Below are 25156 nucleotides of genomic sequence, written 5' to 3' on the forward strand. Positions count from 1 at the left end.
AATTAGTTTTTTGGTTCAATTGGAGCAGGAAACCATTGGCCATCCTGAACAATTTTTTTAGGAACATAGGTGCGGAAATTAAGAGAAAAACCTTTTCCGGCTGGTGTTGGTAGCCAGTTACTTTCAATTGCTCCTTTAGGCAATGATGACGCGAGCCAGATACTCAAAGAGCCATCAGGATTTTTCTTTAATCCGGAAACATTATTAAGATTATAGCGTTTTAATTTATTGTCAACTACTCTGTAATCTGGGACACTATATAAGGTTACAGACCAAAAAGCATTGACCATTAAATCAGGAATATCTTCTTTTGGAAATTTAATTTCATAGATTTTGTCTCCGCTTAATAATTCTTTCTTAGAATCTGTAAGTCCCACAAAATAAATTGCTTCTTCAATTCGGTTTGCCCATAATCCTCCATAATTAATGATATCTCTTGCCATAATATCATCACCAAAATTACCTGCAGCATACGAAACAGACCATCCTCCTTTTTGTGTACCAAAACCTTTTGCTCCGGCTAAAAATCCTGGAATTGCTTTTGTTTTTACCACTTCATCAACATGCGTTTTTGCTTTATCATCCTTTTTTGCGTATTCACCTACCGCGATTGCTTTTGCCTGATATTCTTTGGCCTTAGGCATTGCATCTGGAGAAGAACTTAGAACTTCTTCAACCTTATCAAAAATTTCTCCCCCAATTGGTGCTTTTGGAGTAAAATCGGGAATAGTAACCGGAGATGCAATTTTAATACCATCAGGAACTGTAAAAGTAAATTGCTCCTGAAGTTTTTTGGCTTTAGCCGAAGTTCCTTTTAACTCTACTCTTGCCAACATTTTTGCTTTTTCAGAAGGTAATTCGATTTTTACAGCATCTGCAGGAATCGCTGGATTTGTTCCTTTTAGAACTAAAGCAAATTTTCCCGAAGGTGTTTTAGGAAAATTACGATTGTTGATATTCACAATTACTTCTCCCCAACCGTCTAGTAATTCTGCAGTATAGTAACGTCCTTCAATCTTTGGAACATTTAGAATAACAGCATGGTCTTTATCAACTGCAATCCATGCCTCAAGATAAGCAACATCCAAATTTGGATTCACAAATTGAGCAGAACCCAGTGGATTGTATTTAATTTTATTATAGCCGACTTTTTCGACATTGATATCATAATTTTCTTGTTGAATTACCAGATATCTGCCATACAGATAGGTATAAGCATCAACAATATCTTTATCTGTTGGAACTGTATTATTATTTTCTACTGGTGCAGAAGTTGTTGAAGTTGCTGTTTCTTTTTTACAACCAATTAATAGAAATATTGCAACGACAATAAGAACTAATTTTTTCATATTGCTGATTTTAAGTTGGGAAATTTATTTGAATTTTACTGAGGAAAAATAAAAGCCACAACTGCTCTTAATCCCCAATCTGGTCTGATAGCTGAATGTCCTACAATTGGTATTAAAGGCATAACTGCAAATTGCATGGTTTGTCCTCCTAATTTTGTAATGGCTCCAACATTTGGACTAACCGTAATAAGCGTTGTATTTCCTTGCCAGTTTTGTGTAATTTCTGAAGTAAAACCTAAACTTGCACCGCTTTTATAACTGTGTGAAAGAAATATTTGAGTGTAAAATTGGTTGAAATCTGCCCGATCTGAACTACCAGCTACAGACCAAATTTGATTGGCTATAAAACCAATTGATAGTCCTTTTCCCTGATGCATGACTAAAACACTTGGACCAATACCAAATTTTTCTGTTCCTAAAAATTTTTCTGTAGCAGTTGGAACCAAAAAAGCGGGACCAACTCCTAAAATAAGACCTTTAGTTTTAGGAGCAAAAAAAGCGGTTACGGTAGCATCGCTTAAACCAAATTCATGAGTGTTTTCGCCGGTAACATCCTGCTGATCTACTACCGGAAGAATGTAACGGGTAATTAAATTTAAGTTTTCACTTAATTTGAAAGGAATAACAGGCTGTATGTTAATCTGATATTTTATTCCATTATAAGGACCGATCCCATAAGTAAGATTATTTTGAAGCGGAACACTAATTAAGTTTGCCACCGGATTTGCCATTTTATCTGCCAATTCCTGAGCACTTGCTCCAGCCTTTTCTTCTTGTGCAAAAGCATTAAAATTTAAAAGAAAAAAAAGTGTGGCAAATAAAAATTTAATTGAAGTGGAATATACTTTCATAATTTTTTCTTTTTTGATTTTGAACAAATTCTGATTATTTGTCCGGAAATATTTTTTTCCAATCGTCTTTCATACTTATTACATGATATTTGTATTTGGCAGCAGTATTTAAAGACAAATTATCTTTTTCCTGATAACTATATTCTCTTATGGAATCGTTGTGATTTACGATCATTTGAAAAGATGGATATTTGCTTCCTGAAGAATATCGTAGCATGGCAAGATCACCAGCTCCACCTTCATTTCCGCAAGCAAAAACGGGTCTTTGCCCAATGTGTAATTGTATGCCAACTGGTTTTCCTGCTTTGTCATCAAAAAGATCTAAAGCAGGTTCTCTTTTAATGCTGTTGGTTGCATCGTCAAAGGAATATTTAAAAGAAGTTCCAACAACTTGCTCTTTTGGGATTCCGTAGAAATCAGCAGATATTGCTCTCATCAATTCAATTGTACCACCCGACACAATGAAAGTTTTGAAACCATTTGCACGCAAATAATTTAAAAGCTCTAATTGAGGCTGGTATCTGATTTGTTTTAGAGGAACATTTTTACCAGGATATTGGGCACCAGCAAAAAACTCTTTTGCAGCTGCTTCAAATTCATCTTCGGTCATACCGGTATGGGTTGCAACAACCAATTCGATTAAAGCTTTATCTCCTCCTTTTTCAAAGAATGTTTTATCTTTTTCAACCACTGCTTTGAAAGGCTGTTTTTGAGCCAAAGCAGGATTTGCTTCAATCATTTTTTTAACTCTGTAAAAAGCAAATAATTCCTGAACTAATGGTTTTTCAGCCCACAGTGTTCCGTCATTATCAAAAGTGGCAATTCTATTTTCTATCGGAATAAAATCTGGACTTCCTTCTTTAGTTACTTTAGCAACGTAATCAATGATTTCTTTTTTCAAAGCACCATCATTCCAGCTTGGCAATGGATCACTGCTTGTTGCAACTGTTGCTGTACTATCTTTAGAATCTACAGTAGTAACAGCATCCGCTTTTTTACAAGAAACCAGTAATAATAAAAACAGAGGAACTAGATATATTTTCTTATACATAATTATAATATTTAAATGAAAAGAAACAGGACTTATTAAATCCTGTTTCTTTAGAGTTAATTATTTTTTCTTTTTTGCATCTGCTGCTTCGTCCTCTTTTAATTTAGGAAGAACATTCTTCTCGATATATTTCTGTGCTTTAATATCTTTCATTGCTTCTTCCATAATGGTATAAGCAGAGAAGCTTGGAGGAATTGATCTTGGAGGGTAATCTTTAAATGTTTCTGCAAATACAACTACATCTTGTATGGCGCCATACATCAGCTGCACGTGATTCAACTGCCATTCCCAAAAACTATTAGAAGTGATATCGGCTCTTTCAAAAGGGTCCTGGTACAAATTAAATATTTTTTGCAGACGCAGTTTCGTAAATGGTTCTGCCCAAACTCCCATAGTTCCCCCCAAACGTTGTTCTGCAAAAACATATTTGTAATCGCCTTCTCTCAAACCAACTAACAAGCCATCATCATCTGTGTAAAAGAATTTTTCTCTGGCGCTTTTTTGCGTTTTACCACGTAAAAAATTACTTTGATCATAACCATCTAAATGGACTTTATAAGTTTTTCCATTGGCATTATACCCTTTTAAAAGTTTGTTTGTTAAATCAGGTTCTCCAGCAATTGATGCTAGAGTTGGTATCCAGTCATTATGAGACATTATTTCAGTTGTCACTTGTCCTGGTTTAATTACTCCTGGCCAACGAACTATACAAGGTACACGGAAAGCACCTTCCCAGTTAGTGTTTTTCTCAGATCGGTAAGGTGTCATTGCAGCATCAGGCCATGTATTCATGTGAGGACCATTATCTGTAGAATAAACAACAATAGTATTATCAGCGATTCCTAACTCATCTAAAGCTTTTAAAATACTTCCTATAGTTTCGTCATGTTCAATCATACCGTCGATATATTCACTATCTCCATGAGTATATCTTCCTCTATGTTCAGCTCTAACGTGTGTACGAAGGTGCATACGTGTAGCATTAAACCAACAGAAAAATGGTTTTCCAGATGCGCTTTGTCTTTTAATAAAATCGATTGCCGCGGCCGATGTTTCGTCATCTACAGTTTCCATTCTCTTTTTAGTAAGAGGTCCTGTATCTTCTATTCTTTGTTTTCCAACTCTACCAAATCGAGGATCTGTAGTTGCATCATCAGAATTTGTTGCTGTACATCTTAAAACTCCTCTTGGTCCAAATTTTTTCAAATATTCCGGATCTTTAGGGTAATCAGGCAATTCTGGTTCTTCTTCAGCATTTAAGTGATACAGATTTCCGAAAAATTCGTCAAAACCATTTACTGTTGGTAAACTTTCGTTACGGTCACCAACGTGATTTTTACCAAATTGTCCTGTTACATAACCCAAATTTTTCATGATTCCGCCAATAGAAGGATCCAATTGACTCATTCCCATAGGTGCTCCTGGGAAACCTACTTTTGTAAGTCCGGTTCTAAGACCATGCTGTCCTGTTAAAAAAGCAGCACGCCCTGCAGTACAGCTTTGTTCTCCATAATAATGTAAAAAACGTAATCCTTCGTTGGCCAAACGGTCAATATTAGGTGTTGTATACCCCATAACGCCATCACTATAAGCACTAATATTAGTAGTTCCAATATCATCACCCCAAAGTATCAAAATATTAGGTTTTTTGTTTTGGGCCGAAAGCGAAAAGCTAGAGCATATTAATGCAAATATTATCATCGCATTATTAAATCTGCAGTAAAACTTAAATTGTTTCATGGTAATAAAATTTGTTAATAATTAGTGTTATCAAATGACTTGCCTACATAAGCAAAAAATATTTGGGTGTCTTATTTAAATAAAAATCATCAGTAAAACTTCTTATTTTTTAATTTTTACTATCAATAAAGATTGTTGGAAATGAAAACAAGTTTTTTCTTAACTTTTATTTAAGTAACTCAAAATTAACTAATAAAAAATCCGAGAACCGTCTTTTTCAACCCCGAGATGGTTTCATTTTATAAAATGAAACGTTAAAAAAAGAAATTTTCAATAGTTTGTTACAGAATTGAACAAAATTTGTTAAACAAAATAGCCGATTTAATCATCGCATATTATTGTTGCTATTGAAGAAAATTTTTGTTTCTATCTGCAGCTTGAAACAAATATTCAAAAAATGGCACAAAAAAAAGCCATTCTTTCGAATGGCTTTTAGTATATCTGTAAAAAGAAAACTATTCTATTTCAGAAACTCTCATGGTATTTACCATTCCTTTATCTTTAATAGGCATTGCTGCAAGGTTAATTAAATAATCCCCTTTTGTCGCGTATCCTTTTTCCACTGCAATTTTATTTACATCTGTTACAGTATCATCTGTACTTTCTTCATTATCATAATAGAAAGATTTAACTCCCCACAATAAATTTAATTGCGTCAAGATTCTTTTGTTTGAAGTAAACACTAAAATATGTGCTGATGATGGTCTCCAAGCTGAAATCTGAAAAGCAGTGTAACCACTGTTTGTTAAAGTACAAATCGCTTTTGCGCTAATTTCATTAGCTAATAAAGCTGCTTGGTGACAAACTGTTTTAGTAACAAAACGTTTTGTTTTGATTTGTGGTGTGTTTTGTGGTACTTGAATAAGTTCAGAATCCTCAACAGCCTCACAAATTTGTGTCATTCTTTGAATTACTTGAACTGGGTAGTTTCCTGTAGCTGTTTCTCCAGAAAGCATTACAGCATCTGCACCGTCCATTACTGAGTTAGCAACGTCGTTTACTTCTGCTCTTGTTGGAGTCAAACTTGTAATCATTGTTTCCATCATTTGGGTTGCAACGATAACAGGAATTCTAGCCGTTTTAGCTCTACGGATCAAATCTTTTTGTACCAATGGCACTTCGTGAGCAGGAAGTTCAACTCCAAGGTCTCCACGAGCCACCATTAATCCATCACAATATGCTACAATTTTGTCCATGTTCTCTAGAGCTTCTGGCATTTCAATTTTAGCGATAATTGGAATTTTAACTTCTGAATGCTTCGCAATTAATTCTTGCAAATCCTGTAAATCACGAGGAGTTTTCACGAATGAAAGTGCAATCCAGTCTACTTTTTGCTCAATTGCAAAAATCGCATCAGCAATATCTTTTTCAGTTAAAGCCGGTAAAGATATTTTAGTGTTTGGAAGATTAACTCCTTTTTTAGATTTTAATTCTCCACCTTGAATAACTTTAGCAACAACTTCAGTTTTTTTATCTGTTGAAACAATTTCAAAAATAAGTTTACCATCATCAAGCAAAATACGCTCTCCAACATTTACATCATTTGGGAAATTTTGATATTTCATGAATGCTTTTTGAGCTGTTCCGACAATATCTTCTGCAGTTGTAAAAGTGATTTCATCACCATCGTGTACTACAGTACCTTCTTCCATTACACCAACTCTAAGTTTTGGTCCTTGCAAATCTCCTAGGATTGCTGTAGTGTAACCAAACTCTTCGTTTAGACCTCTAATGATATCGATTTTTTCTTTTACTCCTTCGTAATCTGCATGCGAAAAATTGATTCTAAACACATTAACCCCTGCCTCGATCATATCCTTGATAATCTCTCTTGTACTACATGCGGGACCAAGTGTAGCAACAATTTTGGTTTTCTTGTTTGTTAACATTTTTTTTAAAAAATTAGATTGTTTTTTGATTTTATTTTATCTGTATCGACAGCATAAATTGCTGCAACACTCTCTATGGTATTTAATTGTTGTTGAATTTCTGAAAAATTTAGAGTTTCCTCGCTATTCTCTATTTTCAGGAAAAAATCTACTTTTTTGAATTCAGGAAGTAAATGAATTGTTGTTGAAACCTCACTAGTTTCATTAGAAAACAAATTCTGGAAATCATTTGTACTCACTGAAATGATTTCATTTTTATTCTGAATTAAATTCCATGAAACTGCTTTTTCGGAATCATAATAATAAAATCTAGAAAAATTTGCCTCTCCTTCTTTAGTCTGAGCATGGATCTCGTTTTTGCTCTTACTTAAGTTTATCGGAAGGATTTTATTGATAAAATAGGCCAGTCTATAATCTTCTAATGAAGTATGAATTGCCATTAAATAATAATCAATTTCGTCAAATTCGTCTAAATCCAATCTATGAATAGCCATGTCATGAAAAATCAAGTTGTAAATATACTATTTCTAACGGAGCATCAATAGTTATGACGTGGTTGTTTTTGTTAATTTATAAACGAAAACGTTATAGCTTTAAGATAGTTACAGCATTTTTGTAGCTATTTCTTGTCTATTTTCTCCTGAAATGCAAAATAAGCCCTTTGTGATGCTTTCTCTTCTGCCTTCTTTTTTGAAGTTGCTCGCGCTCTTGCGATTACTTTACTGTCTATACTTAATTTGACGCCAAATAAGCGTTGACCATCAATACCGTTATCCTCAAAAATGTCATAATGAAAAACTCTTTTTTCCTTCTGACACCATTCGATAACCAAACTTTTATAACTAATTACTTTTCCTTCAAGTCTGGCAATATCAACATAAGGCGTGATTACTCTCTTTTGAATAAAACGTTCGCAGAAAGAATATCCTTTGTCTAAATAAATTGCTCCAACTAAAGATTCGAAAATATTACCGTGTATGTTTTCGCCAAAATGCTGAATTGGCACTTTACTCTCAACAAAGCGAACCAAGTTTAAATCTTTTCCGAGTTCATTCAAATGTTCACGGCTTACAATTTTTGATCGCATTTTAGTCAAATATCCTTCGTCTCCGTTTGGTGCTTTATTGAATAAATGTGCAGCAATTACAGCACTTAACATCGCATCACCTAAAAATTCCAACCGCTCATAATTAATGGGCTGTCCATTTTCATCTAGCTTATTTGATGATCTATGTGTAAAGGCTTTTTTATAAAAACCAATATTGACCGGCGGAAAACCAAGAATTTTCTGAATAGTGTCAAAAAAAATCCCGTCTTCTAGAGAACGGGATTTAGAAAATATTTTTTTGATAATATTCATATACGAAAATTAGTCAACTAATTTTTTAAACAATACACAAGCATTGTGTCCACCAAAACCAAAAGTGTTGCTCATTGCAACATTAACCTCTCTTTTTTGAGGCTTGTTTAAGGTAAGATTCAATGATGGATCAATTTTTTCATCGACAACAGTATGATTAATCGTTGGAGGAACAATTCCGTGCTGCATTGCTAAAATAGAAGCAATTGCTTCAATAGCTCCAGCTGCACCAAGCAAGTGTCCTGTCATTGATTTTGTTGAATTGATATTGATGTTTTTTGCATGATCACCAAAAACAGCGCTAATAGCTTTTAATTCAGCTACGTCTCCAAGCGGTGTAGAAGTTCCGTGAGTATTGATATGATCAACATCTTCAGGATTCATTCCAGCATCTCTTAGTGTATTTTTCATTACTGCAATAACTCCAATTCCTTCCGGATGTGGTGCTGTTAAATGGTAAGCATCAGATGACATTCCGCCTCCACCAATTTCACAGTAAATTTTTGCTCCTCTTGCTTTTGCGTGCTCATAATCTTCAAGAACCAAAGCTCCTGCTCCTTCACCTAAAACAAAACCATCTCTGGTTGCATCAAAAGGTCTTGAAGCCGTTTCTGGACTTTCATTTCTTGTAGATAAAGCATGCATAGAGTTAAAACCTCCCATACCAGCAATGGTAATAGCAGCTTCTGAACCACCAGATACAATAACATCACACATTCCTAAACGAATGTAGTTGAAAGCATCAATTAATGCATTTGCAGAAGATGCACATGCAGAAACAGTAGTATAATTTGGTCCCATATAGCCATTACGCATCGAAATGTGTGCAGGAGCGATATCGGCAATCATTTTAGGTATAAAAAACGGATTGAATTTTGGAGTTCCGTCACCTTTCGCATAATAAATTACTTCTTCCTGGAAAGTTTCCAAACCACCAATTCCTGCTCCCCAGATAACACCAACTCTTGTTTTATCGATATTATCATTTGTAATTCCAGCATCTTTAATAGCTTCATCACTGGCAGCAATAGCATATTGAGCAAATTTATCTAGTCTGCGAGATTCCTTGCGATCCATGTAATCTTCAATATTGAAGTTTTTCACTTCGCAGGCAAATTTCGTTTTATGCTTCTCTGTATCATAGTATGTGATAGGAGCGGCTCCGCTTACTCCATTCACAAGTGCATTCCAATATTCCTGGATATTATTCCCTATAGGAGTAAGTGCACCTAATCCTGTTACAACAACTCGCCTTAATGCCATAAATATGTATTTTGTACTTTAAACAAATAAAACCCACGCTTTCTTAACAATAATGTTACTTAAGAGCCATGGGCATTACAATATAAATATATCTTTTTGATTGAAAATCAATCGAAATTTAAATTTTAAAAAAATAATAACACCCGACTTATATATAACATATAAAGTCGGGTGTGGTATTATTATTTTTTAGCTTCTTCGATATAAGAAATAGCTTGACCTACAGTAGCAATGTTTTCTGCTTGATCGTCTGGAATTTGAATATCAAATTCTTTTTCGAATTCCATAATAAGCTCAACAGTGTCTAATGAGTCAGCTCCCAAATCATTAGTGAAGCTTGCTTCTGTTACAACTTCGTTTTCGTCAACACCTAATTTGTCTACGATAATCGCTTTTACTCTTGATGCAATGTCTGACATAATCTTTAATTTTAGAATTTAATTTGTTGGCAAAAATAAAAAACTTTATTTTAAAACCACGATTTAGTTTATAAATGTAACACTAATTTATAAAATTAATTTCAAGAAAGCCGTTTTAAAGCTATTTATTTTCGTTTTTTATTCCGTTTTTTGCATTCTCAAAATACAGCGCATTATGAAAAAAATTATCGTTTTTGCCTCAGGATCAGGAACTAACGCAGAGAATATTATAAAATATTTTTCGAATACCGAAATTGCAAAGGTTGTTTCTGTTTTTACGAATAATGCTTCGGCAAAAGTCATCGAAAGAGCAAAAAATCATCAAATTCCGGTTGAAATCTTCTCCAAAAACGAACTTTTAGAACGAAATGTACTACAAAAAATACAAGAAATCGACCCGGATCTGATAGTCCTTGCCGGATTTTTGCTAAAATTTCCTGAAAATATAATCGAGAAATATCCTAATAAAATTATCAATATTCATCCGGCACTTTTACCTAATTATGGAGGCAAAGGAATGTACGGTATGCACATACACAGGGCTATAGTTAATAATAAGGAAAAAGAAACCGGAATTTCTATTCATTATGTAAATGAAAACTATGATGAAGGCGGTATTATTTTTCAGGCAAATGTCGCATTAACAGATCAAGATACACCTGAAACCGTGGCCGAAAAGATTCATGAATTGGAACAAAAACATTTTCCAGAAATAATTCATAGAATATTAAACGATTAGATTTTAGACTTCTTAGACATAAGACTTCTTAGATTTTAGATTTTATCTAAAACATTTTTAAAAGTCCAAGAAGTCTGGAATCTAAAAATCCAAGATGTCAAAAAAAAAAATCTAAGAAGTCTAAAAATCCAATAACCTAAGAAGTCTAAAATAAATGAATCACGAAGTACACATATATACAGATGGCGCTGCAAAAGGAAATCCCGGAAACGGCGGTTACGGCGTAGTAATGGAATTAGTTGGAACACCTCATAAAAAAGAATTCTACGAAGGCTTTCGTCTTACTACCAATAATAGAATGGAACTTCTGGCTGTAATTGTAGGTTTGGAAAAACTAAAAAATCCAAATATGAAAGTTCTGGTTATTTCAGATTCGAAATACGTTGTCGATTCTGTTGAAAAAAAATGGGTTTTGGGCTGGGAGAAAAAAAAATTCGCCGGCAGAAAAAATCCTGATTTATGGAAACGCTTTCTAATTGTATACCGCAAACACCAAGTCGATTTTAAATGGATTAAAGGCCACAATAATCATCCGCAAAATGAACGCTGTGATCAGTTGGCCGTTATGGCATCAATGCAACCGAAGCTTTCCATTGATGAATATTACGAAACTATTGGTTCTAAAGAATAAAAAAACGCATCAACTATTTGATGCGTTTTTTGTACTAACCTAAATTCTTACTTACAATTTATTCTTTGTCTAAATCTTTGGCTCTATGAAATCCTACTAGCAATCCAACCCCTGACATTGTAATAATGGTTGCCGGATAAATAACATCAGAGTTCATATCTGTGTAAGTTGAAAGCAATAAAGCAATAAAAAATCCAAGTCCGATTCCGATTAAAAGAAAAGCTGAATTCAGAATAAAGATTTTCCATGCCGGAACTCCATTTGTTTTTCCTTTTAAAAATATGCTGGCATCTGCACCTTTTTCTATAAGAGCCAAACGCTCCCTGTTTCTTGTTGAGTAAAAAAGATAAACAATCCCAAAGATCATTGCAAAAAGGCTAAGTGGTACTAAAATTTGTGGTCCCATAATTTTTATATTTTATTAATTGATTGATACTCCATATGACGACACCTTTTAAATTGAGGTTACAACTTTTGGTAAAAAAAATTGAATTTTTAAATCCAAAACCCAAAACTTGCTGATTATGAGTTAATTTTGAGTTTTATTAAAAATATTAAATCTCAAAATACGAGTCGTAATTGGCAAAAATACGTGAACCAATTATAAAAATAAGTTTTTGACAAATTTCAATCCTTATTATATATGTAAAATCTCGAAGTTGGTCCCGAGGCTTCGGGATGGAATTTATTTTTGAAAATTTTCACCAAAACTTGTAACCTAAAATAATAAACCATCGTCCTATATAATATGAGTACTTTGAATGATCAAAATTATATCGATAGAATCCTGCAGGGCGAGACAAATTTGTTTGCCGTGCTGGTTGATCGTTATAAGGATATGATTTTTACATTGTCGCTCAAAATGGTCAAAAACAGAGAAGAAGCCGAAGAAGCCGCACAAGACACTTTTATTAAAGTATATAATTCTTTGAGCAAGTTTAAAGGCGATTCTAAATTCTCAACCTGGATTTATAAAATCTCTTATAATAATTGTTTAGACCGATTGAAAAAAAACAAAAAAGAAGATTTAAACATTTCAATAGATGAATTCTCATCGCATTTAGTCAAAACAATGGACAATGCTTTGAGTGCTTTAGAAGACAAAGAACGAAAGCAGGCCATTCAGAATTGTTTAAATTTGTTGCCAAGGGAAGATAATTTTCTGCTGACCTTATTTTATTTTGAAGATCAGAATTTAGAAGAAATTGGCAAAATCATGAATATAAATGCTAATAATGTCAAGGTGAAATTATTTAGAAGCCGACAAAAATTAGCTACCATTTTAAAGAAGCAGTTAGAACCCGAAATAGTTGAGTGTTATGAAAGAGGAAGATAAAAACTTAGAAAATCTTATTGAGAAAATGATGGCTGAAAACACTTTGCAATCGCCATCTGCCGACTTTACTTCGAATTTAATGTCGCATATTCTTGTTTCTGAAAAGGCAAAAATCAAACCTTACAAACCTTTAATTTCCATTTCAACGTGGATTTTTATCGGAATTGCTTTGGTTCTTTTAATTTCTTATAATGTATTCTTCGCCGGAACTCAGAATAATTTAGAAATAGGAAAATCCTACACTGATAAAATTTCGGCAATTCTTTCTGGGATTCATATTTCAAAAACTTTATTGTATGCTTTATTAGTTGTTCCTTTTATGATTTTAGTTCAGATTGGGGTTTTGAAGAATTATTTTGATAAGAAGTACCAACTATAAAATTGAAAAATAAAATGGCAATTTTTAAACACGTTTTAAGAGCAAAAAAAACATACAAATATTCTCTTTTAATGTTGTTGTTTTTTGTCACTAGTTATGCATCTGCAATTCCACAAAACTTTACTACTAAGGAAATAAAATTTGTTAGTGAAGGAATTTCACTCGCAGGAACTATTTTTACACCTGACAACGTACAGGCAGCAGTTGTGATTGTTCATGGATCTGGGCAAGAAAAAAGAATGATAAACTTTGCTACAATCCTAGCCAACAATGGAATTGCAGTTTTAACGTATGATAAACGCGGAGTCGGAGAATCAGCTGGTGTATATGCCGGACCTGAAGTAGGAACTAACAATGTTGATTTCTCCAATCTTAATCTTTTGTCTTTAGATGTCAGTGCTGCTGTAAATACTTTATCTAAATCGCTATCAAATAATAAAATATCAATAGGTTTAATAGGAGGAAGTCAAGCTGGATGGATAATTCCATTGACTGCAGAGAAAAATAAAAAAGTTAAATTTATGACCATATTTAGCGGTGCTCTTATAACAGTTAAAGAACAATTGAGATTCCAATTTTATACAAATGGAGATAAAAATTTTTGGGATACGCACTCAGAAGAAGATACAAGAAAACATATATTCAATGACCCAGACAAATATGAGTTTATTGACACCAATCCTAATGATATTCTTGCTAAATTATCAATTCCGGGAATCTGGATTTTTGGAGGCAAAGACATTCAGGTTCCCGTTAAGCTATCAATCGAATATCTTGATATCTTAAAATCTAAAGGGAAAAATTATGACTATAAATTGTTTCCAAACTTGGGCCACAATACAGCATTTTCAGACTCTGAAGAACCTATGAAAGATGCGATCAATTGGATAAAAAACATTGATAAATCAAAGAATCACAAGTAAAAAACTAAAGTCGCTATCGCTAACCGTTACTAAAACATGTTTTGAGCTTTCTAAAAAATTCTTTTGATAAGAAGTATCAGTTGTAATTATTGTTTAAAAAAATCTACTCTTTTCCAAATATAATATGTAGCATGATAATCATCAAAACCAACATCATATTTATTTTTATATAAAAGATATTTAATTGTCGGAAATTCATTTTTTTGGATAATTGATCTGTTGAGTCTAAGCTTTTCTTTTCCAACATTATCTTCTGAATACTTTTTTAAAAAATTATCAAATCCTAATCCAGCATATTCTTTTTCTATTTTTGGATTTAATTTGAAACTATCATAATTTCTAAATGTTTTGAATAATTTTTTATCCAAAACAAAATCTTCGTTTAAAACAGCATCTAGAAAATCTTCAAAGGATTTAAATTTTTTCGCATAATATTCTTTATACAAATAGAACAGTTCGTCGCTATTGCATGCGTGAAATTCTTTATTACTTATTAAAACATATAAATGTAAAAATGAAGCTGGAGGAGGAGGCAATCTTAATCCGTCACTTATTTCTCCTCGATCTGCTAACGTTTCTATCATTTCCTCAGAAAAATTAGGTTCTTTTCTTTCGCAGGAAATCAAAAGACAAAACAACATTAATACGGTTACTGTTTTCTTCATAAATGAAATTTGGTATTGAAACAAATCTAGCAAAAATCTCTGATGCTTTTTCAAAATAAATATTGCAATTTAATTCTGATAATCATATTTTAAGCATTCCACAGAATTCAATATAATTTACTCATTTACAATAGTTTTAAGCCCGAAAACGATATTGTTTTTTTAAGAAAATTTTGAGAACCTAAACCATTGCAATATTGTAACTTATAGAGTATCTTTGCACCCTAATTCGAAATTCATAAAATGAATAAATTATTGATTGTTGGAACGGTTGCTTTCGACGCGATTGAAACTCCTTTCGGAAAAACAGATAAAATATTAGGTGGTGCTGCAACGTATATTGGTTTATCAGCATCCTTTTTTAACTTGCAATCGGCTATTGTTTCAGTAGTTGGCGACGATTTTCCGCAAGAACATTTAGATTTATTGACTTCAAAAAATATTGATATCTCTGGTATCGAGATTGTAAAAGGCGGAAAAACCTTTTTCTGGAGCGGTTTATATCACAACGATTTAAATTCAAGAGACACTCTTGTAACAGAGTTGAACGTTTTAGCTGATTTTCAGCCAAAAGTTCCTCAAAATTACAAAGATGCTGATGTTGTGATGTTAGGAAACTTACACCCATTAGTACAAAGCAGTGTTTTAGACCAAATGGAGAAAAAACCAAAATTAGTTGTTTTAGATACAATGAACTTTTGGATGGACTGCGCTCTTCCTGAATTATTAGAGGTAATTAAACGTGTAGATGTTATTACAATCAATGACGAAGAGGCAAGACAACTTTCTGGCGAATATTCATTAGTAAAAGCAGCAGCTAAAATCCAAGACATGGGACCAAAATATGTGGTGATCAAAAAAGGAGAACACGGAGCGCTTTTATTCCACAATAGAGAAGTATTCTTTGCACCAGCTTTACCGCTAGAAGATGTTTTTGATCCAACAGGAGCTGGAGACACTTTTGCAGGAGGATTTTCTGGATTTATTGCACAAAGCGAAAACATTTCGTTTAACAATATGAAAAATGCAATTATTTATGGTTCAAATTTAGCTTCGTTCTGCGTAGAGAAATTTGGAACTGAAAGGATGGAAACATTAAGCAAGGCCGAGGTAGCGATTCGATTACAGCAATTTAAGTCGTTAACTCAGTTTGACATAGAAATATAATGCCTAAGAGCCTCGGTAAAACGGGGCTTTTTTATTACGTTAATACACACAACTTACAACAACACAAAATACAAAAAAACAATGAGCGACGCGTTAAAACACGAATGTGGTATAGCCTTAGTTAGACTTCTTAAACCGCTTGAATATTATAAAGAAAAATACGGAACTGCTTTTTACGGAATTCAGAAAATGTATTTAATGATGGAAAAACAGCACAACCGCGGACAAGACGGCGCTGGTTTTGCAAGCATTAAATTAGATGTAGAACCTGGACAACGCTATATAAGCCGAGTTCGTTCTAATCATGCACAACCAATTCAAGATGTTTTTAAGCAAATCAACGAGCGAATCAGCGAGGAGTTAAAAGCAAAACCTGAAATTGCTGACGATATTCATAAAATAAAATCTGAAATTCCATATGTAGGCGAATTGTTTTTAGGACACGTTCGCTACGGAACTTTTGGAAAAAACAGCATCGAAAGCGTACACCCATTTTTGCGTCAAAGCAACTGGATGCACCGTAACTTGATTTTGGCAGGAAACTTTAATATGACAAATGTTAAAGAACTTTTCGAAAACTTGGTTGAGTTAGGACAGCACCCTAAAGAAATGGCAGATACTGTTACCGTAATGGAAAAAATTGGTCACTTCTTAGATAAAGAAGTAATGCAATTGTACCAAGACTGCAAAACTGAAGGTTATTCAAAAAGAGAAGCTTCACCAGTTATTGCTGAGCGTTTAGATATTGCAAAAATATTAGCTCGTTCTGCTAAAAACTTAGACGGCGGTTACGCAATGGCTGGATTATTAGGTCATGGTGATGCATTTGTTTTTAGAGATCCAGCCGGAATTCGTCCAGCATATTTTTATCAGGATGACGAAGTGGTTGTAGTAGCTTCTGAAAGACCTGTTATTCAAACGGTATTTAATGTTCCTTTTGAAAGTGTTCAGGAAATCGATCCAGGAAACGCTTTGATTATAAAGAAAAACGGAAAAGTTTCGATGAATCAAATCTTGGAACCAACTGTTAAAAAAGCTTGTTCGTTTGAAAGAATTTATTTTTCAAGAGGAAGTGATGCTGAAATTTATCAGGAACGTAAAAACTTAGGAAAATTAATTTTACCTGCAGTTCTTGACGCCATTGACAGCGATACAGATAATACGGTTTTCTCTTATATTCCAAATACAGCCGAAACTTCCTTTTATGGTTTAGTTGAAGCTGCTCAGGATTTCTTGAATCAGAGAAAAAACAATTACATTCTAGAAAACAGAAATACACTAACTACTGAAACACTTCAGGAACTTTTAGCTGTAAAAATTCGTACAGAGAAAGTTGCCATTAAAGATGCTAAACTCAGAACCTTTATTACCGAAGACAGTAGTCGTGACGATTTAGTTGCGCACGTTTACGATGTTACATACGGCGTAATTAAACCAGAAGATAATTTAGTTATTATTGACGACAGTATTGTTCGTGGTACAACTTTAAAAATGAGCATCATTAAAATGATGGATCGTTTAAATCCAAAACGTATCGTAATCGTTTCATCGGCGCCACAAATTCGTTATCCAGATTGTTACGGAATCGATATGGCAAAACTAGAAGGGCTTGTTGCTTTTAGAGCGGCTTTGACGTTATTAAAAGAAAGAAACTTATACCATATTGTTGACGAAGTTTATGCTAAATGTAAAGCACAAGAAAATTTCGCCGATAAAGATGTTGTAAATTATGTTACAGCTATCTACGATCAATTTACACCAGAAGAAATTTCAGATAAGATAGCCGAAATGTTAAGTTCTCCAGAAATCAACGCTGAAGTAAAAATCATTTTCCAAAAAGTAGAAGATTTACATATTGCGTGTCCTAAAAATTTAGGCGACTGGTACTTTACAGGAGACTATCCAACTCCAGGTGGAAATCGAGTTGTAAATCGTGCATTTATGAATTTTTACGAAGGAAAAGACGCTCGAGCGTACTAAGAAAATACTAAGAAAAAGTTAATTTGTGCATTTCATCGGTTTTTTTTGCCGTTCATCCTGTTTGTTTGGTAAAAATGAAAAGCTACAATACTTTTGGGAAACCATAACATTAGTAGGTTAAGTTTATGGTAGATTTGGGGCAAAAAGGGTGGAAGCAATTCCACCTTTTTTATTTTATTCAGATAAGTATTTACAAAACAGACTTCTAGAATCACTTCATCGAAAATATTGACCATTCATCTAAAAAATTTTGTTTAAAGATATAGCTGCCATACATTTACTGAACCATAACATTAGTAGGTTAAGTTTATGGTAGATTTGGGGCAAAAAAGGCGGAAGAGATTCCGCCTTTTTTATTTTTATTTCTAGAGGAAAGAGAATAGAGTAAAGATTATTCAACATAGTGCAAAAGCAAAAAAATCATATTTAAAAAAAGAGGAACTGCCAAAGGTAGCTCCTCTTTTTTTTACTCTTACTTCTTTACTCTTACTTCTTTACTCTTTACTCTTTGTTCTTTACTCTTTGTTCTATACTCTTTGTTCTATACTCTTTACTCTTTACTCTTTACTCTTTGCTCTTTGCTCTTTGCTCTTTACTCTTTGCTCTTTGCTCTTCACTCTTCACTCTTCACTCTTCACTCTTCACTCTTTACTCTTTACTTAATCGGATATATTTGCCATTCGTCTAAAAAGTTTTTTTCATAAATATAGCTGCCATACATTTACTGAACCATAACATTAGTAGGTTAAGTTTATGGTAGATTTGGGGCAAAAAAGGCGGAAGAGATTCCGCCTTTTTTATTTTATTTCTAGAGGAAAGAGAATAGAATAAAGAGCAAAGAATAAAGATTGTTGCGCATATTTTTTAACTATATAACTAAAAAAAGACGGATAGCTATCAAGCCATCCGTCTTTTTTCTTTATTCTTTACTCTATTTTCTTCTTACTTGTCTAAAGCAAATCTTCTTGCAACTTCAGTCCAGTTAATTACGCTGAAGAAAGCTTCAATATAATCTGGTCTTCTGTTTTGGTAGTTTAAGTAGTAAGCATGCTCCCAAACGTCCATTCCTAAGATTGGAGTTCCGCCGTTACCAGCAACTTCTGGCATTAATGGATTGTCTTGATTTGGAGTACCTACAACTTCTAATTTTCCACCTTTTTGAACTGTTAACCAAGCCCATCCTGATCCAAATTGTGTTGCACCAGCTTTAGCGAATTTTGCTTTAAATTCTTCGAAAGTTCCAAAAGAAGCTTCGATTGCAGCTAATAAATCACCAGTTGGCAATCCGCCTCCGTTTGGAGACATTACAGTCCAGAATAAATTGTGATTGTAGAAACCTCCACCATTGTTACGAACTGCTGCGTTTGATTTATCTAAGTTGATTAAGATGTTTTCAATTGTTTTTCCTTCTAAATCTGTTCCTGCAATTGCAGCGTTAAGATTTGTTGTATATGCATTGTGGTGCTTTGTATGGTGGATTTCCATCGTACGAGCATCAATATGTGGTTCTAATGCATCATATGCATAAGGTAATTGTGGTAATTCAAAAGCCATGATATTAGGATTTTTATGGTTTATAATAATTTATTCCAAATTTAGACATTTAACTTTGTAATTGAAAATACTATTTCGTTATAATTCAATTAAATTAATCGATAAATCGATTTTTTAAAAGTTAAATACTTATAAATCTTTACTTTCCGTTAAAAGTTGTCATCGTATTTTCTAATCCGGCTGTTCCAAAAGATTTTATAATTTCAGATGCTACTTCTAATCGTTCTGGCATTTTTGCTTTTTCATCTTCATCCCAATCACCTAAAACATAATCAACTTGCTGTCCTTTTTTGAATTCGTCGCTGATTCCGAATCTAAAACGGGTGTATTCCTGCGTGTTTAATATTTGGTTGATGTTTTTGAGTCCGTTATGACCTCCATCGCTTCCTTTTTTACGGATGCGAATAGTTCCGAAAGGAAGATTCAAATCATCGGTAATGACAAATATGTTTTCTAATGGAATATTTTCTTTATCCATCCAATATTTTACCGCTTTTCCGCTAAGATTCATATAAGTGTTTGGCTTTAAAAGAAAAAAAGTTCTTCCTTTAAATTTATATTCTGCAAGCGAACCTAATTTTACGGTTTCGAATGATAAGCTTTCTTTTCGAGCTAAAAAGTCTAGTACTTTAAATCCGATATTATGTCTGGTGTTTACGTATTCTGCACCAATATTTCCTAAACCTACTATTAAATATTTTTTACTCACGCTTTTTATATTGTTTTTTTGGTGTTCGTGAACCTCCGGTTTCATATTGTCTTCAGTGTTCTCTTCTTTTTGTGTTGATGAAAACAGTTTTGTTATCCATTTTATCATGATGCAAAAATAAACTTAATTAGGGAATGTGCCAATTGGTTGATTAGATAATTAGAGAATGTGGCAACTCGCCAATTAGATAATTAGAAAATGCGGCAATTAGATAATTTAATCTTAACCGCAAAGTTCGCAAGGGGTTACGCAAGGCACACTAAGAATGGGACGAGGATGACGCAGATTTACTTTGCCCCTTTGTCTCTTTGCACCTTTGAATCTCTTTCTTATAGAAATGAATCATTCTTGGTAGCCCTGACAGCAGCGGTATCCTTTTTCTTGCTCCTTTAGCAAGGAAAAGATACAAGTGGATGGCAGGAATGTCATGTCTTTAAAAACCTGAAACTTCTGCTTCTAAAAAATTAGAAAATGTGTCAATTAGATAATTACATCTAACTGCAAAGTTCGCGATGGTTTTACGCAAGGTGCGCTAAGAATGGAACCCGTATGACACGGATTTATTTGCATAGTTTCCCTTTAGTTTGAGTGCACCAAAAAGCCCTTTGCACCTATGAACCTATGAACCTTTGTACCTTTGTACCTTTGTACCTTTCCTTAGAACCTCAGCACCTTAGCAACTCAGAACCTTTAAAAGCAAAAAAAGCACCAATCTTTCGATTGATGCTTTTTGTATTGATTTGAAAAAAATTATTTTTTCTTTCCTTTTGCAGGAGCTTTTGCAGCTTTTGCAGCTTCTTGAGCAGCTTTCATAGCAGCACGAGAAATTCTTACTTGAGCAACAACTGTGTTGTCTGGGTGCATAATTTTGTACTCAGGTTTTCCAACTTTAGTAACGTATAATTTGTTACCCATTTCAAGTGGAGTGATGTCAGCTTCAACAAAATCAGGAAGATTTGCTGGCAAAGCTTTAACTTTTAATTTACGAGTGTTTAAACGTAAAACACCTCCCGCAAGAACACCTTTAGATGTACCAACGATTTTTACTGGAACTTCCATTGTGATTTCTTTATCATCAAATAATTGGAAGAAGTCAATGTGTAAAATTTTGTCAGATACTGGGTGAACTTGGATGTCTTGCAAAATTGCATTGAATGATTTTCCTTTTCCAAGCTCAATCACAACTGTGTGTGCGTTTGGAGTGTAAACCAAGTTTTTGAACGCTGCAGCGTCTGCTGAGAAGTGTACTGCTTGATTTCCTCCGTATAACACGCAAGGAACCGCTCCAGCATTACGTAAGGCTTTAGTTGACACTTTGCCCACGCTTTCTCTTTCTGATCCTTTAATTGTAATCGATTTCATTGTAAAAAAATATAGTTATTAAATAAATATTCTTGTTTGCTATAGGCTTTAGGCAATACGCTTTAAGCTTTTAGTTTTTTAATGAGTAACATTGCTTACGGCTTATAGCCTAAAGCTTACTGCTTCTTACATTATAAATTTTCCACTGATGGAATTGTTGTGGTGCACCATGTGCATAACTTCGGCAAAAAGAGGTGCACAACTCACTACTCTAATTTTGTTTGATTCTTTCTTTAATGGGATTGAATCGGTAACTATTAATTCGCTTAATTTTGAATTCTCAATTTTTTCGTAAGCGCCACCTGATAAAATAGCGTGTGTACAAATTGCTCTAACGCTTAATGCTCCTTTTTCGATCATTAAATCTGCCGCTTTCGCTAATGTTCCACCTGTATCGATCATGTCGTCTACTAGTATTACGTTACGACCTTTTACTTCACCAATCAGTTCCATAGTATCAATAACGTTGGCTGCTTTTCTTTGTTTGTAACAGATTACTACATCTGATTCTAAAAACTTAGAGTACGCATAAGCTCTTTTTGATCCTCCCATATCTGGAGACGCGATGGTTAAATTTTCTAAATTTAAACTCTGCACGTAAGGCAAAAAGATTGTAGACGCAAATAAATGATCTACTGGTTTTTCAAAGAATCCTTGAATTTGATCTGCATGCAAATCCATTGTCATGATTCTTGTTGCTCCGGCTGCAGTTAATAAGTTAGCTACTAACTTAGCTCCAATCGGGACTCTTGGTTTGTCTTTTCTGTCCTGTCTTGCCCAACCAAAATAAGGCATAACAGCTGTAATATGTCTTGCCGATGCGCGTTTTGCAGCATCAATCATTAGTAACAATTCCATCAAATTATCTGCCGATGGAAAAGTTGAACACACGATAAAAACGCGTAAACCCCTAATTGATTCTTCGTAAGATGGCTGAAATTCACCATCACTGTACGTTGACATCGTTACTTTTCCTAACGGAATTCCGTATTGTTCTGCAATTTTTTCTGCAAGATAAACACTTTGTGAACAAGCAAAAATTTTAGCTTCTGGTTCTAGGTGCGACATTATAATTTGTTGTTTTTGCTCCGCTGCATTCTCTACATTTTAACTTTATTTTTTACTTAAAGTAAAAGATGCATAAATGCCTCGGGTGTAGTTAGTTGTGTGTGCGTCGTTTTAACGAGGTGCAAATTTATAAAATTTATTGGACACTGAAAGGAAAAATTTAAGTATTTTTAGTAGTTGATTTAATTTTATTTTTTACATTTGCACCGTGTTAAAGGAATAAGCACAGTTATGACATCATAATTACTTATTCTATTGCGTTAAAATAATCAAATTTTTGATTGTTTTTCGTCTGCTAAGCCCGGATGGCGGAATTGGTAGACGCGCTGGTCTCAAACACCTGTGGGAAACCGTGCCGGTTCGACTCCGGCTCCGGGTACTTAAAAAGTCTGTAATTACTTGTTTTTCAAGCATTACAGGCTTTTTTTTATTCAAGTTACCAAACCATTGCCAAACCATTTCAAAAACACTAAAATAATTTTACATTTGCATAGGTTTACGATGCCAATTTTAAACCAGCGTTTGAACAACGCAAAACAGGAGCTTGAACAACTCCTGTTTTTTACTTTTTACGCAGAAATAATATTAGGTCAATAAAAAAGTTAAAAGTTTTGAAAAAAAAAAAATTTAGCAAGACACCCCACCCCCTTTTTAAATTAACTTTTAGTTTTTAAAGTTTTACATGTGACATGGGGTATAATATAGTGCCTTAATATTTCTCAAAGCAAAAATACTAACAGACGCAATGCGTGATAACAATTTAAATAAGACACAAAAATAAACTTATCTTTTTAAGAAATGAAACCCTTTTTTTGTTCTAATTTAAAAATTAAAATCAAACTTGGTATTATCTGTATAAATTTTGCATTTCTAAATTAATGATTATCAATATAAATAAATAAAAAGTAGTTCAGGAAGGCATACTTAAGTGTGCGGATTCCCCTTTATTTATTTTATCACTAGTTAACTGACTTGTTAGCTTGATATTCATCTTTTAATAATTCCATAAATTTATTACCAAACACTGAAAGTTTGAAATTTCCTTCCTTGCCAGGAACAAAAATATTGTGAAATGTTAGAGTACTAAAATCTACATCATTAATTAAATAGGGGTCAATATTTTTATTCTTATCAAAATCTAATGTTTTTAGAGTTGATAAAGTTTTATCTGAGAGATTCGTCATAATCTCGTAAGAATCTTTTATTGACAAATTCACAAAATTATTTAATTCACTATTTAAATCTAATATATTCCTTTGATACTCAGCAGATCGCTCGGCAACTTCATCTAACTCCATCAGTATTTTGCTTTTATCAGACTCCATTTCAGAAATCTTATCCAACAATTCTTGCTTGTCTTTATTTCTTGAAATTTTGTCTTGTAGTTCTAATTCCTTATCTGCAAGTTTAATTTTTAATCTGAGTGTACTGTCTTTTGCATTATAAATATGTTGCCTCCTCACCTCTTTAACTCCGACTAAAATTTGATCTATCCATTTCATTAAATAAGGCACTCCTAAACTATATCCAAGTGCAATAATAAACGGCCAGAAATATGCTAAAAAACCAAGATATTCATGATTTATCACTATAATTCTATCTTCAATAGTGGCTTTTGAAAAAAACAAAAGTGCTAGCACCCTCCAATTATAAAACAAGAACGAAAGAATAAATGAACCAACAATTGGTGTCTTCAGTCTTTCTTTTGAAGAATCGAGTAAATTCTTTATTAAATCGGGAAACGTCATAATATTTTTTTTAGCAAACATAACCAAAAAAATATTATAGTTATTTTTCATACAATAATACTATGTTTGCTAAAATTCTAAATTAAATATGGAAACAGTAAAAGAAATTTTTCAAAGTATTTACGATAGTTATCGAGACCGCATAAAAAGCCCATTTGTTGGATCATTTATTCTTTCGTATTTGATTTTTAACTGGAAAATTTTAGCAATATTATTTTATTCCGATTGGCCAATTCATTGCAGAATAGAATGGATTGAAGATCAATACTGCAATTGGAGAAATCATTGGGAAAATTACTTAATTCCATTTTTAATAGCCCTTTTCTATGTATTAGGACTCCCATATATAAATCTTGGTTTTGATAAAGTTTTAAAATATTATGATAATTCTAAGTTCGAAAAGAAAAATACGGCTAAAATTGATAAATTAAAACAAAAAGTACTAGAGGCCGCAGAGGAAAGAAAAGTAGCAGATGCAAAAGCAGGAACTAGTGAAATTAGTCATTTAAAGGAACGAAATGAAGCTTTACAATTAGAAAACTCTACACTTACAAAACAAAATCAGGAAGATCTCGACCGCCACAATAAATCATTAGAACAATTTCGAAAAAGAGAAAATGAATATCAAAATCAAATTAAAGTTTTAACAGTTCAATCACAGTTCTTTTTAAAAAATAATCCATTGATAGTTGATGGAAATGTCAAGCTCGAAAATGTAAAAGAAATGATTATTATAGGTGAAAAATTTAATGACCTGGATAAGCAGAATTATATCAACTTTGTAAAGTCCTTTGAAGCTAATCCTGACAATATCAGTCTTCCAGAATTAAAAAAATATGAAAAACTAGGTCTAATCGCACCTATTACAAATTTTGGCATAACTCAAACTAAAATGACTATGATAGGACTTCTACTTTTTGAATATTTAAATAATGGTCTAGATCTACAATAATTTCACAAAAAGCCAATCAAC

24 protein-coding genes and 1 tRNA gene are annotated in these 25156 nt (G+C 33.2%); 9 read left to right on the forward strand and 16 right to left on the reverse strand.

The annotated features are described in order from the left end of the window. Nucleotides 1–2 precede the first annotated feature (2 nt). The 9 genes from EV145_RS02145 to EV145_RS02185 all read right to left on the reverse strand — a co-directional run bounded on the left by EV145_RS02145 (nt 3) and on the right by EV145_RS02185 (nt 9922). Nucleotides 3–1349 (reverse strand): DUF1214 domain-containing protein, encoded by a 1347-nt coding sequence (locus EV145_RS02145; RefSeq protein WP_133523584.1) that lies wholly within the window; start codon nt 1347–1349, stop codon nt 3–5. A 35-nt stretch (nt 1350–1384) separates the two neighbouring features. Then, nucleotides 1385–2200: a hypothetical protein gene (locus EV145_RS02150; RefSeq protein WP_133523585.1), complete on the reverse strand. Its 816-nt coding sequence runs from the start codon at nt 2198–2200 to the stop codon at nt 1385–1387. A 34-nt stretch (nt 2201–2234) separates the two neighbouring features. Further along, nucleotides 2235–3251, reverse strand: a complete 1017-nt coding sequence (locus EV145_RS02155) for an HAD family hydrolase (protein ID WP_133523586.1) — start codon at nt 3249–3251, stop codon at nt 2235–2237. Between the two features lie 60 nt (nt 3252–3311). Beyond that, nucleotides 3312–4991, reverse strand: a complete 1680-nt coding sequence (locus tag EV145_RS02160; protein WP_133523587.1) for an arylsulfatase — start codon at nt 4989–4991, stop codon at nt 3312–3314. Between the two features lie 455 nt (nt 4992–5446). Then, nucleotides 5447–6880, reverse strand: a complete 1434-nt coding sequence (gene pyk, locus EV145_RS02165; protein ID WP_133523588.1) for a pyruvate kinase — start codon at nt 6878–6880, stop codon at nt 5447–5449. Between the two features lie 5 nt (nt 6881–6885). Next, nucleotides 6886–7374, reverse strand: a complete 489-nt coding sequence (locus EV145_RS02170; RefSeq protein WP_133523589.1) for an IPExxxVDY family protein — start codon at nt 7372–7374, stop codon at nt 6886–6888. A gap of 125 nt (nt 7375–7499) precedes the next feature. Beyond that, nucleotides 7500–8240, reverse strand: coding sequence for a ribonuclease III (gene rnc / locus EV145_RS02175; RefSeq protein ID WP_133523590.1), 741 nt, complete (start codon nt 8238–8240; stop codon nt 7500–7502). Between the two features lie 9 nt (nt 8241–8249). Next, the gene (gene fabF, locus EV145_RS02180) at nt 8250–9503 is read right to left on the reverse strand and encodes a beta-ketoacyl-ACP synthase II (RefSeq protein ID WP_133523591.1); all 1254 of its coding nucleotides are present in this window, start codon (nt 9501–9503) and stop codon (nt 8250–8252) included. A 182-nt stretch (nt 9504–9685) separates the two neighbouring features. Then, nucleotides 9686–9922, reverse strand: coding sequence for an acyl carrier protein (locus tag EV145_RS02185; RefSeq protein ID WP_007137004.1), 237 nt, complete (start codon nt 9920–9922; stop codon nt 9686–9688). Nucleotides 9923–10097: 175 nt separating this feature from the next. Between EV145_RS02185 and purN the strand changes: the two genes are divergently transcribed. Both purN and rnhA read left to right on the forward strand, forming a co-directional pair. Next, on the forward strand, nt 10098–10661 hold the full coding sequence (gene purN / locus EV145_RS02190; protein ID WP_133523592.1) for a phosphoribosylglycinamide formyltransferase: 564 nt from the start codon (nt 10098–10100) through the stop codon (nt 10659–10661). 154 nt (nt 10662–10815) lie between these two features. Beyond that, nucleotides 10816–11292 carry a ribonuclease HI gene (gene rnhA / locus EV145_RS02195; RefSeq protein ID WP_133523593.1) on the forward strand — a complete coding sequence of 159 codons (477 nt, stop codon included), beginning with the start codon at nt 10816–10818 and terminating at the stop codon, nt 11290–11292. 58 nt (nt 11293–11350) lie between these two features. Here rnhA and EV145_RS02200 read toward each other — a convergent pair whose 3' ends face one another. Continuing rightward, nucleotides 11351–11698 carry a DUF6249 domain-containing protein gene (locus EV145_RS02200; RefSeq protein WP_133523594.1) on the reverse strand — a complete coding sequence of 116 codons (348 nt, stop codon included), beginning with the start codon at nt 11696–11698 and terminating at the stop codon, nt 11351–11353. Between the two features lie 342 nt (nt 11699–12040). Here EV145_RS02200 and EV145_RS02205 point away from each other — a divergent pair, with 342 nt between their 5' ends. From EV145_RS02205 to EV145_RS02215, 3 genes are read left to right on the forward strand one after another with little or no spacing between them, the layout of a single operon-like run. Next, the gene (locus tag EV145_RS02205; RefSeq protein WP_133523595.1) at nt 12041–12628 is read left to right on the forward strand and encodes an RNA polymerase sigma factor; all 588 of its coding nucleotides are present in this window, start codon (nt 12041–12043) and stop codon (nt 12626–12628) included. Next, nucleotides 12612–13007 carry a hypothetical protein gene (locus EV145_RS02210; RefSeq protein WP_133523596.1) on the forward strand — a complete coding sequence of 132 codons (396 nt, stop codon included), beginning with the start codon at nt 12612–12614 and terminating at the stop codon, nt 13005–13007. Before EV145_RS02205 ends, EV145_RS02210 begins: the two co-directional genes overlap by 17 nt. A 14-nt stretch (nt 13008–13021) precedes the next feature. Then, the gene (locus tag EV145_RS02215) at nt 13022–13930 is read left to right on the forward strand and encodes an alpha/beta hydrolase family protein (protein ID WP_243739190.1); all 909 of its coding nucleotides are present in this window, start codon (nt 13022–13024) and stop codon (nt 13928–13930) included. A gap of 86 nt (nt 13931–14016) precedes the next feature. On the opposite strand, the gene EV145_RS02220 is transcribed toward EV145_RS02215, so the two are convergent. Further along, nucleotides 14017–14595, reverse strand: coding sequence for a hypothetical protein (locus EV145_RS02220; protein WP_133523597.1), 579 nt, complete (start codon nt 14593–14595; stop codon nt 14017–14019). Between the two features lie 243 nt (nt 14596–14838). On the opposite strand from EV145_RS02220, the gene EV145_RS02225 reads away from it, so the two are divergent. Continuing rightward, nucleotides 14839–15762, forward strand: coding sequence for a PfkB family carbohydrate kinase (locus EV145_RS02225; RefSeq protein ID WP_133523598.1), 924 nt, complete (start codon nt 14839–14841; stop codon nt 15760–15762). 81 nt (nt 15763–15843) lie between these two features. Further along, nucleotides 15844–17742: an amidophosphoribosyltransferase gene (locus EV145_RS02230; RefSeq protein ID WP_133523599.1), complete on the forward strand. Its 1899-nt coding sequence runs from the start codon at nt 15844–15846 to the stop codon at nt 17740–17742. A gap of 942 nt (nt 17743–18684) precedes the next feature. Here EV145_RS02230 and EV145_RS02240 read toward each other — a convergent pair. The 4 genes from EV145_RS02240 to EV145_RS02255 all read right to left on the reverse strand — a co-directional run bounded on the left by EV145_RS02240 (nt 18685) and on the right by EV145_RS02255 (nt 22435). Further along, nucleotides 18685–19296, reverse strand: a complete 612-nt coding sequence (locus EV145_RS02240) for a superoxide dismutase (protein WP_035646435.1) — start codon at nt 19294–19296, stop codon at nt 18685–18687. 139 nt (nt 19297–19435) lie between these two features. Further along, the gene (gene pth / locus EV145_RS02245; protein ID WP_133523600.1) at nt 19436–20113 is read right to left on the reverse strand and encodes an aminoacyl-tRNA hydrolase; all 678 of its coding nucleotides are present in this window, start codon (nt 20111–20113) and stop codon (nt 19436–19438) included. Nucleotides 20114–20755: 642 nt separating this feature from the next. Continuing rightward, on the reverse strand, nt 20756–21367 hold the full coding sequence (locus EV145_RS02250; RefSeq protein WP_133523601.1) for a 50S ribosomal protein L25/general stress protein Ctc: 612 nt from the start codon (nt 21365–21367) through the stop codon (nt 20756–20758). A 126-nt stretch (nt 21368–21493) separates the two neighbouring features. Further along, the gene (locus EV145_RS02255) at nt 21494–22435 is read right to left on the reverse strand and encodes a ribose-phosphate pyrophosphokinase (protein WP_026982505.1); all 942 of its coding nucleotides are present in this window, start codon (nt 22433–22435) and stop codon (nt 21494–21496) included. Nucleotides 22436–22734: 299 nt separating this feature from the next. Between EV145_RS02255 and EV145_RS02260 the strand changes: the two genes are divergently transcribed. Continuing rightward, nucleotides 22735–22814 (forward strand) — tRNA-Leu (locus EV145_RS02260). A gap of 580 nt (nt 22815–23394) precedes the next feature. Here EV145_RS02260 and EV145_RS02265 read toward each other — a convergent pair. After that, complete coding sequence (locus EV145_RS02265) at nt 23395–24234, reverse strand: hypothetical protein (RefSeq protein ID WP_133523602.1); 840 nt, start codon at nt 24232–24234, stop codon at nt 23395–23397. A 37-nt stretch (nt 24235–24271) separates the two neighbouring features. Between EV145_RS02265 and EV145_RS02270 the strand changes: the two genes are divergently transcribed. Continuing rightward, on the forward strand, nt 24272–25135 hold the full coding sequence (locus tag EV145_RS02270; RefSeq protein ID WP_133523603.1) for a hypothetical protein: 864 nt from the start codon (nt 24272–24274) through the stop codon (nt 25133–25135). The last annotated feature ends 21 nt before the right edge of the window (nt 25136–25156 follow it).

Origin of the sequence: Flavobacterium sp. 245 (assembly GCF_004362055.1) — a bacterium.
Classification (GTDB): Bacteria; Bacteroidota; Bacteroidia; order Flavobacteriales; family Flavobacteriaceae; genus Flavobacterium.

Excerpts from the sequence above, each read along its gene's own strand:
- EV145_RS02155 (WP_133523586.1), bottom strand. The coding sequence starts at position 3,251 with ATGTATAAGAAAATATATCTAGTTCCTCTGTTTTTATTATTACTGGTT.
- EV145_RS02170 (WP_133523589.1), bottom strand. The coding sequence starts at position 7,374 with ATGGCTATTCATAGATTGGATTTAGACGAATTTGACGAAATTGATTAT.
- pyk (WP_133523588.1), bottom strand. The coding sequence starts at position 6,880 with ATGTTAACAAACAAGAAAACCAAAATTGTTGCTACACTTGGTCCCGCA.
- EV145_RS02215 (WP_243739190.1), top strand. The coding sequence starts at position 13,022 with ATGGCAATTTTTAAACACGTTTTAAGAGCAAAAAAAACATACAAATAT.
- EV145_RS02200 (WP_133523594.1), bottom strand. The coding sequence starts at position 11,698 with ATGGGACCACAAATTTTAGTACCACTTAGCCTTTTTGCAATGATCTTT.
- EV145_RS02270 (WP_133523603.1), top strand. The coding sequence starts at position 24,272 with ATGGAAACAGTAAAAGAAATTTTTCAAAGTATTTACGATAGTTATCGA.
- purN (WP_133523592.1), top strand. The coding sequence starts at position 10,098 with ATGAAAAAAATTATCGTTTTTGCCTCAGGATCAGGAACTAACGCAGAG.
- EV145_RS02145 (WP_133523584.1), bottom strand. The coding sequence starts at position 1,349 with ATGAAAAAATTAGTTCTTATTGTCGTTGCAATATTTCTATTAATTGGT.
- EV145_RS02220 (WP_133523597.1), bottom strand. The coding sequence starts at position 14,595 with ATGAAGAAAACAGTAACCGTATTAATGTTGTTTTGTCTTTTGATTTCC.
- EV145_RS02255 (WP_026982505.1), bottom strand. The coding sequence starts at position 22,435 with ATGTCGCACCTAGAACCAGAAGCTAAAATTTTTGCTTGTTCACAAAGT.
- fabF (WP_133523591.1), bottom strand. The coding sequence starts at position 9,503 with ATGGCATTAAGGCGAGTTGTTGTAACAGGATTAGGTGCACTTACTCCT.
- EV145_RS02185 (WP_007137004.1), bottom strand. The coding sequence starts at position 9,922 with ATGTCAGACATTGCATCAAGAGTAAAAGCGATTATCGTAGACAAATTA.
- rnhA (WP_133523593.1), top strand. The coding sequence starts at position 10,816 with ATGAATCACGAAGTACACATATATACAGATGGCGCTGCAAAAGGAAAT.
- EV145_RS02210 (WP_133523596.1), top strand. The coding sequence starts at position 12,612 with ATGAAAGAGGAAGATAAAAACTTAGAAAATCTTATTGAGAAAATGATG.
- pth (WP_133523600.1), bottom strand. The coding sequence starts at position 20,113 with ATGATAAAATGGATAACAAAACTGTTTTCATCAACACAAAAAGAAGAG.
- EV145_RS02150 (WP_133523585.1), bottom strand. The coding sequence starts at position 2,200 with ATGAAAGTATATTCCACTTCAATTAAATTTTTATTTGCCACACTTTTT.
- EV145_RS02230 (WP_133523599.1), top strand. The coding sequence starts at position 15,844 with ATGAGCGACGCGTTAAAACACGAATGTGGTATAGCCTTAGTTAGACTT.
- EV145_RS02240 (WP_035646435.1), bottom strand. The coding sequence starts at position 19,296 with ATGGCTTTTGAATTACCACAATTACCTTATGCATATGATGCATTAGAA.
- EV145_RS02205 (WP_133523595.1), top strand. The coding sequence starts at position 12,041 with ATGAGTACTTTGAATGATCAAAATTATATCGATAGAATCCTGCAGGGC.
- EV145_RS02160 (WP_133523587.1), bottom strand. The coding sequence starts at position 4,991 with ATGAAACAATTTAAGTTTTACTGCAGATTTAATAATGCGATGATAATA.
- EV145_RS02250 (WP_133523601.1), bottom strand. The coding sequence starts at position 21,367 with ATGAAATCGATTACAATTAAAGGATCAGAAAGAGAAAGCGTGGGCAAA.
- EV145_RS02265 (WP_133523602.1), bottom strand. The coding sequence starts at position 24,234 with ATGAAAAATAACTATAATATTTTTTTGGTTATGTTTGCTAAAAAAAAT.
- EV145_RS02225 (WP_133523598.1), top strand. The coding sequence starts at position 14,839 with ATGAATAAATTATTGATTGTTGGAACGGTTGCTTTCGACGCGATTGAA.
- rnc (WP_133523590.1), bottom strand. The coding sequence starts at position 8,240 with ATGAATATTATCAAAAAAATATTTTCTAAATCCCGTTCTCTAGAAGAC.